The following is a 15539-nucleotide window of genomic DNA, read 5'->3' as shown; positions in this document are numbered from 1 at the left end:
TTGTTCAAAGCGCAAGTCGCTTTGAACGATTTCCTTTTCCAGCAGTCGCGCGCGGGACATTTCAACCGTCGCCCGCTGGGATTTCTTCTATATTTTGCTCACCGCAAAACGAGCGAAATCCCTCTTTTGGCGGGCGGGCGACGGATTTTTCGCACTTTTCTTTATTCGCGCGCCGGGGCGATTCATTCTGTTTCGGCGCGTCGCCAACAGTTAAATCGTCTTTTTAAGCGGCGGCGCGCGATCCGGTTATTGCCCCGGCTGGAACTGTTCCTTTTGTGAACAAAAGGAACCGAAAAAACTTTAGACGGATGCTAACGCATCCTCAAACTGCCGGCGCCTTAACCAACGAGGCAGCCTCAGTCCAACTACCACTCCGGTCAACCCATCGTATTGAAACGCACGCTTGCTTTCACGATCGCCAAGGCGCGAATGGCGGACAACGGGATCTCGATCGGCGCATGGTGGGGGTTATAGCTCACCAACAAAGCCCGATCCGGAGCGCCTTCGACCTGATTGAGGTACTTCACGGTGGTGTACTGCTCGTCGTCGTAGGCGAACGATATCAGATACATCTCGCCCCAAATGATGTTAGTGCAGTCGCGAACCTGTTTGTAAACCACCATGTCGCCCGATTTGAGCAGGGGGTACATCGAATCGCCGCGCATCTTGACGGCTCCGTCGCAGCGGGGCAGTTCGGGGATCGAAAGATAGGCCGAAGCGGGGGTGCGGCCCTCGAAAAGGGGTTCGAGACCGGTCGCCGCCTCGAAGTCGTAGAGCGGGATCCGACGGTCGTCGTCCGCCGTGCAAAGCCGGGGCGAAAGGGCGTAGGGCTGTTCGGGCTCTTCGAGACGCGGGATGTGATAGCCGCCCATGTCATAGGAAACGCCTCGGGAGGGTGCCGAAGGGGGCAGCAGCATCGGGCCCTGATCCATGATGAGCCATTCGAGGCTGAGGTCGGGAAATTTATTGATGATTATCTTGACTTTGTCAGCTCCGAGGCTGCGACCGCTGTCAAGGAATCCGATCGAAAATCCGGTGATTGTATAGAATTTATTTTTACTGATCCCCTTTTCTTTCAGATAGGCCTTCAATTTTTCTTTTTCCGTCATGGGAATTTATTTTTGTCATCGAAATAACGATAATTATCACTATTTCGGATTGACTTTTATGATAAAATCAGGATAAAGGTAAAAATATTTAAATAAAAAACAAATCGAATGCGGTTTGAGGTCACAAGAATGTTATGGCTGGCGGGCAGACGACCTGAGGACTGCGGAGCCTAAGGAGTAGCGTAGCTATCTGAAAGTTCTTTGGGTACCTTTCTTTCAAGAAAGGTACGGTTCGAGGCGGACAAAGCTCGACAGTCGCCCGCCCGCCAAAGAGGGCATATTCTGCCGATTGGCGATAAGCCAATCCGGCAAGAATTGCCGCGGGCGACTCAAAAACGCATTAACAAGCCCGCGCGCCACGCCTAAGGAGGCGATTCAACTGTTTCGGCGATGAGCCGAAAGAGACTGAATCGCCCGGCGCGCGGACGAAAAACAGGAGTAGAGGCTACCGCAGCGAAACGCAGTTTCGCCCGTCCACGCACCCGTTGGGTGTTTTGTGAGGGTTCTTTCTGCCTTACTAAGTGGGGCCTGCGCGGCCCGAGGCCAGTCGAGGTTCGACGCGCGCCGACGCCTAAAGAAGCGATTTTCTATTTTGACTCACCGTCAAAATAGAAAATCGCGTAAGGCGCGCGGGAAATGACGTGGCGGAGCGATAGCGGAGCCGCAGTGAGGCGGACACGGTTCTTCGGACGCGAAAATCGCTTGCGCGGTTTTCGCGCTGCGCTGGACGGAGCTATTACCCGGGCTTTGGGCCGAGAGCGAATAGCGCGATTCGAAGAATCGCCGGGCTTGCGCGCTGGGCCTTCGGCCCACCCCCGGAGCGCGCAACCCGAACCGGTATTAGCAGAACTCTTGCGACTTGAAGAGTCGCGCGGGCCGGACGCCTCCCCTCGGGAGGGACGCACAGCGTCTTTTATTGGCAGCCTCTACCCCATAACGCTACCTCCCGGGCGCTGGCCCGAATAAGCCCCGCCCCGGGCTACCGCGGATCGGGAGTCAATGGAGGAAATGGCGCGTTCGTTAGTGCCGGGCATAACGGGTTCAGTCATTCTTCGACAACTATCGACAGCAATGTATACTGTTTGGGATTCATCGTGGCAGTGCTTTACACCAGTCATGAAAATTACCGAGCCAGCGGTCTTCAGTTGCGTTGCCTCTCGGAATAAACGGAAAAGCAACGTGAACAAGCAAGACAGAGCACTCCGAGGGCTTTCGAGACGGAGGGCCCGGATTCTCCGAAAAAAACGCTATTTTTGTAGTTTGAAGTAAAAGCGCTCGTATCCGTCTCGCCGGACTGCCGGACAGATCGCGCCGAAACAACCCCGCCGGTGACCGGGTACAAACCGCAACAAAAACACCACATACCACACTGAGACCGTCCGAAACATGGGAAAAATCGTCGCTTTAGCCAACCAAAAAGGAGGCGTCGGCAAAACCACCTCGTCGATCAACCTGGCCGCATCGCTCGCCGTACTCGAAAAACGGGTGCTCCTCGTCGATGCCGATCCGCAGGCCAACTCCACATCGGGACTCGGGTTCGAAACGACCGGAACACTCAATATCTACACGGCGCTCACGGGAGAGACCGAACTCGGAGAGACGATCCTCCGGTCGGAAGAGCTGCCGGGACTCAGCCTCGTGCCGTCGAACATCAACCTCGTCGGAGCCGAAACCGAACTGGCGCAGACCGAGGGGGGGCAGTTCCGGCTCAAAACGATGCTCGACGAGGTGAAAAACGAATACGACTTCGTGATCATCGACTGCTCGCCGTCGCTCGGGATGCTGACACTCAACGCGTTGATCGCGGCCGACAGCGTCATCATTCCGGTACAGTGCGAGTACTTCGCGCTCGAAGGGATCGGGAAGCTGCTCAATACCATCAAGATGGTCAAGGCGGGGCTCAATCCGGCGCTGGAGATCGAAGGGTTTCTCCTGACGATGTACGACTCGCGGCTGCGGCTGGCCAACCAGGTGGTGGGCGAGGTGAGGAACCACTTCGGACACTTAGTTTTCGACACGATCATCCAGCGGAACACACGGCTCAGCGAGTCGCCCAGTTACGGAAAACCGGTCATCACGTACGACGCGGCGAGCAGCGGGAGCGCAAACTACCTGAACCTCGCCCGAGAATTCCTCCGGCGAAACGGCGGAGCCGATTAACGCGCGCACCACTCCATTCCGATCACACCTATACTTATATATAGTAGATGAAACCCAAAACCACAGGGCTCGGCAAAGGGCTCGGCGCCATCTTCGAAATCGAAGAGCTCAACATACCGAAACAGACGGCGGCTTCCAGACGCGACAACACGGTCGCGGAGCTGGAGATCGACCGGATCATCCCCAACCCGGGGCAGCCGCGGACGGTGTTCGACGAAACGGCTCTCGAAGAGCTGGCGCAGTCGATCGCGCGGCTGGGGGTCATTCAGCCCATCACGGTCAAGCGGATCGAACCGGCTCCCGATAACAAGGAGGGGGCAGAGTATATGATTATCAGCGGCGAACGACGCTTCCGCGCTTCGCAGATGGCGGGGCTGGAGACGATTCCGGCCTATGTCAGGGAGGCGAACGACCAGACGCTGCTGGAGATGGCGCTGGTCGAAAACATCCAGCGCGAGGATCTGGGGGCGATTGAGGTGGCGCTGTCGCTGCAGCGCCTGATCGACGAGTGCGCGCTGACGCAGGAGATTCTGGCGGAACGGGTCGGAAAGAAACGTTCGACGATCGCCAACTACATCCGGCTGCTCAAACTGCCGGCGCAGGTGCAGAGCGCGCTCAACAACGACATGATCTCGATGGGGCATGCGCGGGCGCTGCTGGCGCTACCGACGGAACGGCAGCAGCTGGCGCTGCTGGCGAGGATCGTCAAGGGGCACCTCTCGGTGCGGCAGACGGAGCTGGCGGTGCAGGGGGCGCTCCAGCCGGCGGAAAAACGCACTAAGGGGACTCAAACGGGGGGAGAATATCCGGCGTGCTATGCGCGGCTGGTCGAAGAACTCGAACCGCTGCTGGGAAGCCGCATCGCGGTCAAACGCAAAACGACGGCGGCCAAAAACGGAAAAACGGTCTTCTCGGGACGGATCACGATCGACTTCGACTCGGACGAGCAGGTGGAAGGGATCGTCGAACGGCTCGAAAAGCTGGGGCTCGCGGGAACGGACAAGAAGAGGGGATAAGGTTTGGGGCGGGAATGTCTGGGCTGAGGCTGCCGCAGCGAAACGTAAGTTTCGCCCGTCCACGCACCCACAGGGTGTTTTGTTAGGGTTATCTTCACCTTACCAAGTGGGGCCCGCCCGGTTCCGGTTTTTAGGGTAGAGGCTGCCAATTGGGAGTGCGGCACGCACCGCCCGCCCGGCGGAAGGGCAGTTCCGTCCGGTTCAAAGCTCTCCCGTCGCCCGCCTGCCTAAAGAGGGATTTCACTCGTTTTGCGACAGCAAAACCGAGATGAAATCCCAGCGGGCGACGGTTGCATCTTAGACGTGCGAGAAAGCCAATCCCGCGCGCCACGCCTTAGGAGGGGAATCGTCAAAATGCACTTGGGCGTTTTGACAAGATTTCCCCAAGGCGCGCGAAAAAGCGGCGGAGCGACAGCGGAACCGCAGTGAGGCGGACACGAGGCGGTGCTTGTGGCAGAACTTCCGCGACCCGTAGGGTCGCGCAGTCCGACGCCCCGGCAGGCGGAGGACTGCAACTCGACGGAGCTCGTTGCGCCTCCGCTGGCGCCGAACTGCGATGGGGTGCGTCAAAGACGAACGGGCGGAGAATGGGGCGGTGAATGGGCTATACTCTTGCGGTTCGCAGAGCCACGCGGGCCAGACGCACAACGCCTTTTATTGGCAGCCTCTACCCTATATGGTGCCTCCGCTGGCGTCGAACTGGGGTGCGCCGAGAGCGAGTAGCGCGATTCGAAGAATCGCCGGGCTTGCGCGCTGGGCCTTCGGCCCACCCCCGGAGCGCGCAGCCCGAAACGGCAGAGGATTAGGCTGAGCTCTTGCGACCTGCAAGGTCGCCGGCCTCGGTCTTGGGGGTAGAGACTGCTATTTTTCGGAGTGCCCGAAGGCACCGGCGCGAGGGGGCGCGCCGAGGACGAATTTTCGAGAATGGGGCGGAGGATCGGATTGTGGGTTGGGTGAGGTTGTGGCGGGCCGGCGCCCGGGAGGTGCCGCAAATCTCGACGCGGGAGCGGCGTATTGCGGGCCTCCCGAGGGGAGGCGTCCGGCCCGCGCGACCCTGCGGGTCGCAGGGTCGCAGGGGTCTGGCTGATATTAGTAGAGGCTGCTCTCGTAGGGGTAGACCCGGCCAGTTGTGAGTGCGACACGCACCGTTTATTCCGAGAGGCAACGCAACTGAAAACCGAAAGCACGGTAATATTTCAGTACCGGATTCACGTCGGCTGTATTGAAGTACAAATAGAGGCCGTAGGTACTGTTGGAAGCCGCAATTGCTGACCAGACGGAGCCTTCGTCGCTGATGTTCCATAGGCTGCCGTCGCCATGACCGCGGAGGCCCGGGGCGGGGAAGAAAAACGGAGGACAGAAGACAACGAAACAATCCGGAGACCTGGCCCCGGAACGGAAAGCACCGGAGACCTTGCAATCCGGAAGAAACCTACAACCCGGGAACCGAAATACCCGGGACAGAAGACAACGAAACAACCCCGGAAACCGGACTGCCCGGAAGGCTTGACAACCCCGGGAGACTTGCACACCGAACAACATAAAAAACTCAAAACCAAACCCTTACAAAACAACATGCGGCGTGTGTTTGCATACCCTTTCGGACGGCTGGGCGTACAGGCTTTGCTGTGGGGACTCGTATGGTTCTGCGGCTGCGGAGCGACGGCAACCGCGGCGGACAGCACCGCACTCGCCCCGAAAGACCGCAGGCGGATCGAAAAGGCGGAACTCAAGGCGGCACGGCTCGCCGAAAAACGGCGCATGCGGCAGGATCTGACCATCGACCAGCGTAAACAACTCAACGAACGCGTCAAAGAGATGGACGGCATCGAGGTCGGACAGCACGTCCGGATTTCGGGCGGCGCCAAAGGGGTGCCGTTCGATCCCGAGACCGACAGCTTGTTCAGAAGAGGACGGTATATCCGCACCGTCCTGCATCCCGACAGCGCGCTGATTCTCGCCGCGGGGTTCGACAGCATCCCGGATTTCCGGACGGCCGCGGACACGCTCATCGCCAGCCGGTTCAGCGACTCGCTGCTGGTGAAATACGTGACCGACTCGACACTGTGGAAAGCCCCCTTCCGGATCGCGGGACTCACCTATCCGGAGGCGGACAGCACACAGTCCGGCTTGGCGGAGGGAGGAAAAAAAGACGGGAGCGGAGGACTGCTCTCGGCCGAAGACTCGGCACGGCTCTTCAAACCCCGCTTCCGGATCACGCAGGACACCATCTCGGCGGGGAAACATACGATCTTCTCGGTCATCGCGCCGGGATTCGGGCAGATCTATAACCGGCAGGCGTGGAAACTGCCGATCCTTTATGGCGGCGTGGGGGGATTTCTGGCCGGCGGCTTCGTCTTCCACAACCGATACAAGACCTACAAGGCGGAGTACGACCGCGCGGTAGACCTGCGGCTGCCGCCGGACATGCAGCGGAGGGCGAGGACGCAGATGCGGAACGCGGGAAGCGGACAGACACTGATGTTCGCCATGGCTGGGGCCACGTACCTCTACTTCGTGGCCGACGCGGTCTTCAACTACCGCGGGCCGGTCGACCCGGTGCGGAAGGCGACCACGCTGGCGGCTGTTTTTCCCGGGATGGGGTTCGTCTACACCAAAACCTACTGGCGGCTGCCGATCTATTACGGCGGGTTTATCGCCCTGGCCACGGTGATCGACTACAACAACCGGAACTACCAGCGGTACAAGACGGCCTACGACGCGCTGACGGACGGGAACCCGTCGACGGTGGACGAGTTCAACGGCCGCTACTCGCCGGAGATCCTCTCGCGCGTGAGGAGCGCCTACCGCAGGGATCGCGACCTGGCGATCATCGGCATGGCGGCGGCTTACCTGCTCAGCATCGTGGATACGTACGTCATCGCGTCGCTCAAAAACTGGGACGTGGACGAGAACCTCTCGGTGAGGGTCGAACCCACGATGATCGACAGCCGCTTCAACGGACGGACGATCAGTCCGGCCCAGGGGACGGCATACGGACTGGCGCTGAGCTTCCGGTTCTGAGGGGGCGGGGCGCGACTACGAAAAATACGGACTAACCAAACCATATCATGCGAAAATTCCGACTCACAACCGATGGGGGATGTCGATGGGGGGGGCTTTCTCTCTGCCTCTTCGGGGCGATGCTGGCGCTGCTCGCGGCGAGCCCGCTGCGGGGGAATGCGCAGACGGGAGACACCCGCTCGTTCGGCCGGCTGGCGCTCCGCGGGACGGGGGCGAGTACCTACGACTCGCTGCTGGCCAACTTCAAACACCGGAACATCGTCGAATCGTACGACAAGTTCGTGAACGAATTCATCGACGTCGACCTCGACCACGTAGACATGCGGGGGGCGCTGCCGGACGAGGTCTATGCCGAACGGCTCAAAATGATGGCCACCGAGGTGCAGCTGCCCTATAACGACATCGTCAAGAAGTACATCCTCACCTACACCCGCCGAGGGGGGACGATGGAACGGGTGCTGGGGCTCGCGCAGTACTACTTCCCGATCTTCGAGGAGGCGCTGTACCGCTACAAGCTGCCGATGGAGCTCAAAATGCTGCCGGTGATCGAATCGGCCCTGGTGCCGAGGGCACAGTCGCGCGCGGCGGCGGTCGGACTCTGGCAGTTCATGCTCCGAACGGGGAAGGCTTACGGACTGGAAATCAACTCGTTCGTGGACGAACGCAGCGACCCGGTCAAATCGACCGAAGCGGCGTGCCGCTACCTGAAAGACATGTACCGGATGTACGGCGACTGGACGCTGGTGATCGCGGCCTACAACTGCGGCCCGGGGAACGTCAACAAGGCGATGGAGCGGTTCCGTACGGCTCACGACGGACGTAACGTGGCGACCTACTGGGACTTGTACGAGTACCTGCCGCGCGAAACGAGGGGATACATCCCGGCGTTCATCGCGGCGACCTACGCCTATACGTACTACAAGGCGCACAACCTGAGGCCGACGGTGCCGTGGCATCCGGTGGCGACGGACACGGTGCAGATCGACCGCATGCTCCACCTGGAGCAGGTGGCGTCGACGCTCGATATCCCGATCGAGGTGCTCAGGGGGCTCAACCCGCAGTATATCAACGATGTGGTGCCGGCCAAGGCGCAGCCGTACACGCTGACGCTGCCGCAGGAGTACGCCTCTGCTTTCATCCGGAACAGCCGGTCGATCTACGAAAAGGATACGCTCTACCTGGCGAAGTACCTGAACATCAGCAATCTGTCGGACGAACAGCTCACGGCGACGGCGTCGCGGAACCAGTCGGCGGCTTCGGCGGGCAGCAGGGGAAGCGGTACGAAAATCACTTACAAGGTCAAAAGCGGCGACATTCTGGGACGCATCGCGGCGAAATACAATGTCTCGGTAAGCCAGCTCATGAGCTGGAACAACATCAAAAATGCCAAAACGCTCCGACCGGGACAAACGCTGGTCATCTACCGAAAATAACCGCTCTTTCATTCATCAACCGTTATCCGCACACTTTTTTCTTTGTGTTGGACGGAACCGTACCTTTTCTGAAGAAAAGGTACCCAAAAGACTTTTGGAGGATGCTGACGCATCCTAAAGCTGCCGGTGGCCCAAACCTCGGACTCTTCTTTGGGCCGGGGATTCTTCCGGGGCGCGATAATGCGGTAATTACCCTACGCGCCCCGGAGAATCCCGACCCAACAAACGCTCGAAGACTAAGGACTGCGGAGCCTAAGGAGTAGCGTAGCTAACTAAAAGTTTTTGGTGCCGCTTTTTCCAAAAAGCGGCAGTCCCAGCAAACCCAATGGACAGAGGGTACGGAAAAACGATCGGATTAATTAAAAGAAGATTATGTACAGAAGAAGTTTTTTAGATATCGGATCGCTGCGGCGCGAAGAGATCGACGGACTCGTCCGGCTCGCGGCGCGGCTCAAGGCACAGAAACGGGCCGGAAACGAAGAACGGTACCTGACGGGGAAGAATGTCGTGCTGCTCTTTGCCAAGGACTCGACCCGGACGCGCTGTTCGTTCGAGGTCGGGGCACACGACCAGGGGGCGGCGGTGACCTACATCGGCGCGAGCGGCTCGCAGATGGGCAAAAAGGAGTCGATCCGCGACACGGCGCGGGTGCTGGGGCGGATGTACGACGGAATCGAATACCGGGGCTACGGGCAGGAGATCGTGGAGACGCTGGCCGAATACTCGGGGGTGCCGGTGTGGAACGGGCTGACAAACGAGTGTCACCCGACGCAGTTTCTGGCCGACCTGCTCACCATCATCGAGCACTGTGACAAGCCGCTGGAGGAGATCAAGGTCTGCTTCGCGGGGACGGCGGACAACAATGTCGCGCGGTCGCTGATGGTGGGGTGCGCCAAGATGGGGATGATCTTTTCGGCGGCGGCGCCTGCGGCGTACCATCCGGAGCCAGAGCTGGTCGAAAAGCTCCGCCGGGAAGAGGGGGCGCGGATTACGATTACGGAGGAGGTCGCCGAGGCGGTCGAGGGGGCGGACTTCATCTACACGGACGTGTGGGTCTCGATGGGCGAGCCGGCGGAGGTGTGGGGCGAACGGATCCGGCAACTGCTTCCGTATCAGGTCAATCGGCGGATGATGGAGCTGACGGGGAATCCGGAGTGCCGGTTCCTGCACTGTCTGCCGGCGTTCCACGACCTCGAAACGACGGTCGGGCAGGAGATCTTCCGGCAGTACGGCCTGCGGGAGATGGAGGTGACGGACGAGGTGTTCGAATCCGCTGCTTCGCTGGTCTTCGACGAGGCGGAAAACCGGCTCCACACGATCAAGGCGGTGATGGTGGCCACGCTGTCGCAACAGCCGGAGACGTCGTTTTAGGCAACAGCTCTCCGCGATCCATGTCACGGCGGTCGGCCGCTATTTCAACCGCGCGCGGGCAAAGCATTGGGGTAGAGGCGGCTAATTGGGAGTGCGGCACGCACCGCCCGCCCGGCGCGAGGGCAGTTTCATCCGGGGCAAAGCTCGAACCGCGCGCGACTGCTGGAAAAGGAAATCATTCAAACGCGTGGTTCGCGTTTGAATAAGATTTCCGCCAGCGCGCGGACAAAGAACGGGGTATAGGAGGCCTATTTCGGAGTGCCCGAAGGCGGCGGAGCGACAGCGGAGCCGTAGTGAAGCGGACACGGGGCGGAGAACCGGGCGGAGCTGTTGACTATAAATTGGATGGGGCTGGAGTGGGCCGGCGCCAGCGAGGCCGGAAACGAGCTTCGCCGAGTTTCCGGCCTACGCCTGGGGTGGCTCCGGCCCGCGCGGCTCTGCGAGCCGCAGGGGTTCGATCTTGTTCTTGTCCGCGCGCCTTTGTCGATTCAAACTATATTCGGCTTGCGCCGAAATAGTTGAATCGCCTTTTAAGGCGTCGGCGCGCGATTAAGTCGCCCGCGGCAATTCTTGCCGGATTGGCTCACCGCCAATCGGCAGAATATGCCTTCTTAAGCGGGCGGGCGACTGTCGAGCTCCGAACCGGATAGAACTGCCCTGCGCGGGCGGCGTCCGGGTGACCCCGGCGGGACGGAGCGAAACTACGTTTCGCTAAGACAGCCTCGGAAAATTTGGGGTAGCGGCTGCCTGTTAGGGTAGACCCGGCCAATTGTGAGTGCGACACGCCCCCGTTTATTCCGAGAGGCAACGCAACTGAAAACCGTAGACGCGACCGTTCGCGTAGGAGTTAAGGTCTGTTACGCTGAAACCCAAGTACGTGCCATAGACACTGCTGGCCGTAGCAGCCCAGCTGAACCCGTTGTTGCCGACGCTGCTCAGCCCGCCATTGGCTCTCTCGCGGAAGCCCGGGGCGGGGAGATAACAAAACAAACTCGGGACATCGTCCCGCGACCGACTCAAAAACAACACCTATGCAGGTCGATATCATCACCACTGCCGCAGAAGTCACTCCCGAACGAGTCCGCGGACGGAACGTCGCCGTCATCGACGTCTTCCGCGCCACCTCCGTCATCGTCACCGCACTCGGAAACGGAGCCAGAGAGATTATCCCCGTCACCGGCATCGAAGAGAGCTTCCGGCTCCGAGACCAAATCCTACAGGCACACCGCACGGCGGGAGATCAGGGGCCCGTGCTGCTCGGTGGGGAACGAAACACCGTGATTATCGAAGGGTTCGACCTCGACAACTCCCCCCTGAGGTACACCCCCGAAGCGGTGCGGGACGCCACCGTCGTCATGAGCACCACCAACGGCACACGCGCCGTGAACTGCGCCAGAGGGCTCGCCGACGAAATCTATATCGCCGCCCTGCTCAACGCAGACGCCGTCGCAAGGCGGTTGGGAGAGCTCGGGAAAGACATCGCCCTCGTCTGCTCCGGACGACACGACCGGTTCACCATCGAAGACAGCTTGTGCGCGGGCATGATGGCACGGTATTTGAACCTCCGGTATGCGTACGACCTCAGCGACATCGCCTGGTGGTGCGCAGACGTCTACGGACGCTACGAAGACGACCTGCAAGGCGCGCTGGACCACTGCCTCCACTACCACACCATCCGCGAACGGTGGGGAGAGGACATCGCCTGGTGCCTCAGACGGAACGAGCTCGAGATCGTACCCAAACTTTACGAACCGGAAGGAGGTATACGATTATGACACACCAAACCCATCGGGACGACCGCAGCCGGCTGGTCGTCATCAAACGCTACACCAACCCGGAAGAGGCCTGGCTCGACGCCGACCTGCTCCGCAGCCGGGGAATCGAATGCGAAGTGGACGGGGCCACGGGCGGAGGCGTGCTGCCGTTCATCCAGGGACAGGTCAGCCTGATCGTGCCGTGCGCCGCGGCTTCGGAAGCGGTGCAGATCGTGCCGGGGGCGGCATTGCAGGAGGAGTAACGGATGGCAGAGAGTCGCGAAAGGCAGATACTCGACGCGTTGGCTGCGCAGGGCAACCTGCGCAGCCTCTGTACGTTACGGAGCGTCGGAACCTACATCTACGAGGGGGAGCGGGAGTACTACAACCTCTCATCGAACGACTACCTGGGGCTGGCCGAGCCGGCCTTGCAGAACCGGTTTCTGCTGGAGGCGGATGTCGACCGGTTCCTGCTGGGGAATCCGGCCTCACGCCTGATGACGGGGAACAGCCCGGCCTACGAGGCACTCGAAACGGCGGTGGCCGATTTGCTGGGGACGGAGCGGGCGCTGGTCCTGGGGTCGGGATTCGCAGTCAATACGGGGGTGCTGCCGGCGGTGACGGAGCGCGGAGACCTCGTGCTGGCGGACAAACTGGTGCATGCCAGCCTGATCGACGGGCTGAGGCTCTGCGGATCGGGGGTCGAGTGGCGCAGGTTCCGCCACAACGACATGGAGCAGCTCGAAGCGATGCTCGAGGCGCAGCGCGGCCGCGGGGGGCGGATTATCGTCGTGACGGAGAGCCTGTTCAGCATGGACGGCGACTTCGCGCCGCTGGCGGAGCTGGCGGAGTTGCAACACCGGTACGGGTTCCGGCTCTACTTAGACGAGGCGCACGCGTTCGGGGTCTACGGGCCTGAGGACGAGGACGGGGCGGGCGAAAGGTGCGGGGCGGGATTGCTGGCGGCCTACAACGCGGGGCGGCCGGAGCACCTTTTGCGGGCGGACTACCACGTGGTGACGTTCGGCAAGGCGCTGGCGTCGCAGGGGGCGGCGGTGGGGTGCTCGGATGAGACCAAACGGCTGCTGGTCAACCGCATGCGGCCGCTGATCTTCTCGACGGCGCTGCCGGACATCTCGCTGGAGTGGACGCGGTTTCTGCTGGGGCTGATGCCGGAGTTCGCGCCGCGGAGGGAGCGGATTCGGGAGCTTATCACGCTGGTTAACAAGATTTTAGAGTCTGCTGCTCCGTATGAGTCGCAGATCGTCCCCATCCGGGCGGGGAGCAACGAACGGGCGCTGGCCATGGCCGGGGCGCTGAAGGAGGAGGGGTTCTGGGTGACGGCGATCCGCCATCCGACGGTGCCGGAGGGAGAGGCGCGGCTGAGGGTGTCGCTCTGCGCGGGCCACACGCCTTATAAAATCGAACAATTCGCCACGTTATGCAGGCAGTTTGGATAAATTCGCGGCCGGAGATGCGGAGCGAACGGGGGGTGGTCGTCTTCGCTGCGGGATGGGCGGGGTCGGACGAGCTGGTCAGACACCTCGCGTTGCCGCAAGGATACGACTTGCTGTGCCTCTTCGACTACCGCAGCTTTCCCTCTGCCACAGAAGTCCGCGAACTCTATGCACAAATAGCGCCTTACCGGCACAAACACCTGATCGCCTGGTCGTTCGGGGTGTGGGCGGCGGAGCGGATTTTCGGAGAGGCGGATTGGACTTGGGACGGGGCGGTGGCGGTCAACGGGACGCCGCTGCCGGTGCACGACACCTACGGGATTCCGGTGCGGGCTTTCGCGGTGACCGTCCGGAGCATCGAGGGGGCGGGGACGGGGCGCTTCTTAGAGCGGATGTGCGGCACGCAGGAGGTTTTACGGGAGTACTATAAACACCGATCGACCAGAGGGTTGGAGGAGATAGGCGAGGAGCTGCGGCGGCTGCGGGACGGGGCGGCGGAGACGGCGGCGACTGTGTCGGTACCGCATGCGGGCTTCTGGACGGGAGCGGTGGCGGGAACGGAAGATGCGATTTTTCCGCCGGAAAACATGATGCGTTACTGGACGGAGGCGGGGGTGCGGGTGACTGCCGGGGAGGGGATGCCGCACTATCCGCTGGCCGACGGGGAGTTCCTGATGCGTTGGATTCATGAAGCACAATAAGGAGTTGTTACAGAGGAGGTTCGCCCGGAATCTGGCGACCTACGAGACGGGGGCGGTCGTCCAGCGGACAATGGCGGAGCGGATGGCCGGTCTGCTGGCGGAGCGGATACCGGCCGAGGCGGTGCGGCGCGGGGTCGAGATCGGCGCGGGGACGGGATTTCTGACGCGGCGGCTGGTCGCGCTCTTCCCGGGGGCGGCGTGGACGGCGAACGATCTGGTGCCGGAGAGCGGGCGTTTTCTGCCGCCGGAGGTCGCTTTCGAGGCGGGCGACGGCGAATATTTCCCGTTCGGCGAGGCGCGCTACGACCTGATCGCGACGGCGTCGACGGTGCAGTGGTTCGACGACCTGCCGGCTTTCGCGGCTCGCGCGGCACGGGGGCTGCGGCGCGGCGGATTCCTGGCGGTGGGGACGTTCGGCCCTCGAAATTTCCGCGAAATCACGGCGGCGACGGGACGGGGGCTGGAATATTATTCGCTGTCGGAGCTCTCCGACATCTTCATCTCCAATCACTTACAAATCACCGACCGGGAGGAGCGGATCGAGGCGGTGCCCTACCCGACTCCGCTGGAGGTGTTGCGCCACCTGAGCCGGACGGGGGTCAACGCGGTGGCCGAGGAGCGGTGGACGCGGGGGCGGCTGAGGCAATTCGACGCGGATTATCGCGCTGCGTGCGCCGGGACTTCCGAAATCGCGGCGGATGGCGTAACTTTGACGTTTCATCCGACGATCATCATCGCACAAAAACCATGACACCATTTTCATCCGGCGTCTACTTCGTGAGCGGCATCGACACCGATGCCGGGAAGAGCTACGCCACGGGGCTGCTGGCGCGCCGCCTGGCCGAGGAACAGGGCGCGCGGGTCATCACCCAGAAGTTCGTCCAGACGGGCAACACGGGCCTCTCGGAGGACATCGAGCTGCACCGGCGGCTGATGGGGATTCCGCTGCAGGAGGTGGATCTCGACGGGACGACGGCTCCGCTGGTCTACCGTTTTCCGGCCTCGCCGCACTTAGCGGCGGCGCTGGAGGGGCACACGGTGGAGACGGCGCGGATCGACGCCTCGACGGAGCGGCTGCGGGGGCTCTACGACATCGTGCTGGTCGAGGGGGCAGGGGGGCTGGCGGTGCCGCTGGCTCCGTTCCCCACGGCGGAGGGGGGGCGCGAGTACCTCACGATCGACTATGTGGCGGAGCGGCGGCTGCCGCTGCTGTTCGTGACGTCGGCGAAGCTGGGGAGCCTGAACCACACGCTGTTGAGCTTCGAGGCTTGCCGGGCGCGGGGGATCGAGGTGGCGGGGGTGCTCTGGAATCTCTGTCCGGCGGGCGACCCGGTCATCGCGGCGGACACGCGGGCGTATATCGCTGACTATCTGCGGGTTCACTGGCCTTCGGCGCGTCTGATCGACATCCCGGCGCTCTGAGGGGCGGGCTTTGTGCGGGTCGGAGCCAGCGTGGCCTAAAACGAGCTCCGTCGAGTTGCAGGCCTACGCCTGGGGTGGCTCCGGCCCGCGCG

14 protein-coding genes are annotated in these 15539 nt (G+C 61.7%); 12 read left to right on the top strand and 2 right to left on the bottom strand.

The features are described 5' to 3' along the window. The coding region (locus QZ292_RS06470) for a hypothetical protein (protein ID WP_294599483.1) at window positions 1–279 on the top strand (279 nt) is incomplete at its 5' end. 98 nt (window positions 280–377) lie between these two features. Here the strand turns inward: QZ292_RS06470 and QZ292_RS06465 are convergent. Continuing rightward, window positions 378–1109: a S24 family peptidase gene (locus QZ292_RS06465; protein WP_294599480.1), complete on the bottom strand. Its 732-nt coding sequence runs from the start codon at window positions 1107–1109 to the stop codon at window positions 378–380. 1386 nt (window positions 1110–2495) lie between these two features. Here QZ292_RS06465 and QZ292_RS06460 point away from each other — a divergent pair. The 5 genes from QZ292_RS06460 to argF all read left to right on the top strand — a co-directional run bounded on the left by QZ292_RS06460 (window position 2496) and on the right by argF (window position 10113). Then, window positions 2496–3269 (top strand): ParA family protein, encoded by a 774-nt coding sequence (locus QZ292_RS06460; RefSeq protein WP_294599478.1) that lies wholly within the window; start codon window positions 2496–2498, stop codon window positions 3267–3269. Window positions 3270–3316: 47 nt separating this feature from the next. Beyond that, complete coding sequence (locus tag QZ292_RS06455) at window positions 3317–4285, top strand: ParB/RepB/Spo0J family partition protein (RefSeq protein ID WP_294599475.1); 969 nt, start codon at window positions 3317–3319, stop codon at window positions 4283–4285. Between the two features lie 1584 nt (window positions 4286–5869). After that, window positions 5870–7309, top strand: a complete 1440-nt coding sequence (locus tag QZ292_RS06450) for a DUF5683 domain-containing protein (protein ID WP_294599472.1) — start codon at window positions 5870–5872, stop codon at window positions 7307–7309. Window positions 7310–7356: 47 nt separating this feature from the next. Then, window positions 7357–8742 (top strand): lytic transglycosylase domain-containing protein, encoded by a 1386-nt coding sequence (locus QZ292_RS06445; protein WP_294599469.1) that lies wholly within the window; start codon window positions 7357–7359, stop codon window positions 8740–8742. Between the two features lie 372 nt (window positions 8743–9114). Beyond that, on the top strand, window positions 9115–10113 hold the full coding sequence (argF, locus tag QZ292_RS06440) for an ornithine carbamoyltransferase (protein WP_294599467.1): 999 nt from the start codon (window positions 9115–9117) through the stop codon (window positions 10111–10113). 792 nt (window positions 10114–10905) lie between these two features. Here the strand turns inward: argF and QZ292_RS06435 are convergent. Then, window positions 10906–11103, bottom strand: coding sequence for a hypothetical protein (locus QZ292_RS06435; protein ID WP_294599465.1), 198 nt, complete (start codon window positions 11101–11103; stop codon window positions 10906–10908). A gap of 41 nt (window positions 11104–11144) precedes the next feature. On the opposite strand from QZ292_RS06435, the gene QZ292_RS06430 reads away from it, so the two are divergent. The 6 genes from QZ292_RS06430 to bioD are packed head-to-tail and all read left to right on the top strand — an operon-like array spanning window position 11145 to window position 15447. Continuing rightward, the gene (locus tag QZ292_RS06430; protein WP_294599464.1) at window positions 11145–11888 is read left to right on the top strand and encodes a 2-phosphosulfolactate phosphatase; all 744 of its coding nucleotides are present in this window, start codon (window positions 11145–11147) and stop codon (window positions 11886–11888) included. After that, the gene (locus QZ292_RS06425) at window positions 11885–12130 is read left to right on the top strand and encodes a hypothetical protein (RefSeq protein WP_294599462.1); all 246 of its coding nucleotides are present in this window, start codon (window positions 11885–11887) and stop codon (window positions 12128–12130) included. Before QZ292_RS06430 ends, QZ292_RS06425 begins: the two co-directional genes overlap by 4 nt. A gap of 3 nt (window positions 12131–12133) precedes the next feature. Next, window positions 12134–13327, top strand: a complete 1194-nt coding sequence (locus QZ292_RS06420; RefSeq protein WP_294599460.1) for an 8-amino-7-oxononanoate synthase — start codon at window positions 12134–12136, stop codon at window positions 13325–13327. Further along, entirely contained in the window at window positions 13309–14025 is a 717-nt protein-coding gene (locus tag QZ292_RS06415; protein WP_294599456.1) for a pimeloyl-ACP methyl esterase BioG family protein, read from the top strand. Before QZ292_RS06420 ends, QZ292_RS06415 begins: the two co-directional genes overlap by 19 nt. Beyond that, window positions 14012–14776 (top strand): methyltransferase domain-containing protein, encoded by a 765-nt coding sequence (locus QZ292_RS06410; protein WP_294599453.1) that lies wholly within the window; start codon window positions 14012–14014, stop codon window positions 14774–14776. Before QZ292_RS06415 ends, QZ292_RS06410 begins: the two co-directional genes overlap by 14 nt. Beyond that, the gene (gene bioD / locus QZ292_RS06405; protein WP_294599450.1) at window positions 14773–15447 is read left to right on the top strand and encodes a dethiobiotin synthase; all 675 of its coding nucleotides are present in this window, start codon (window positions 14773–14775) and stop codon (window positions 15445–15447) included. The genes QZ292_RS06410 and bioD overlap by 4 nt, the downstream gene beginning before the upstream one ends. Window positions 15448–15539 lie beyond the last annotated feature (92 nt).

This window comes from uncultured Rikenella sp. (assembly GCF_910577125.1).
In the GTDB taxonomy this organism is placed as follows: Bacteria; Bacteroidota; Bacteroidia; order Bacteroidales; family Rikenellaceae; genus Rikenella.
The sequence above is the reverse complement of the archived record's forward strand: the minus strand, read 5'-3'. Positions and strand labels throughout refer to the sequence as shown.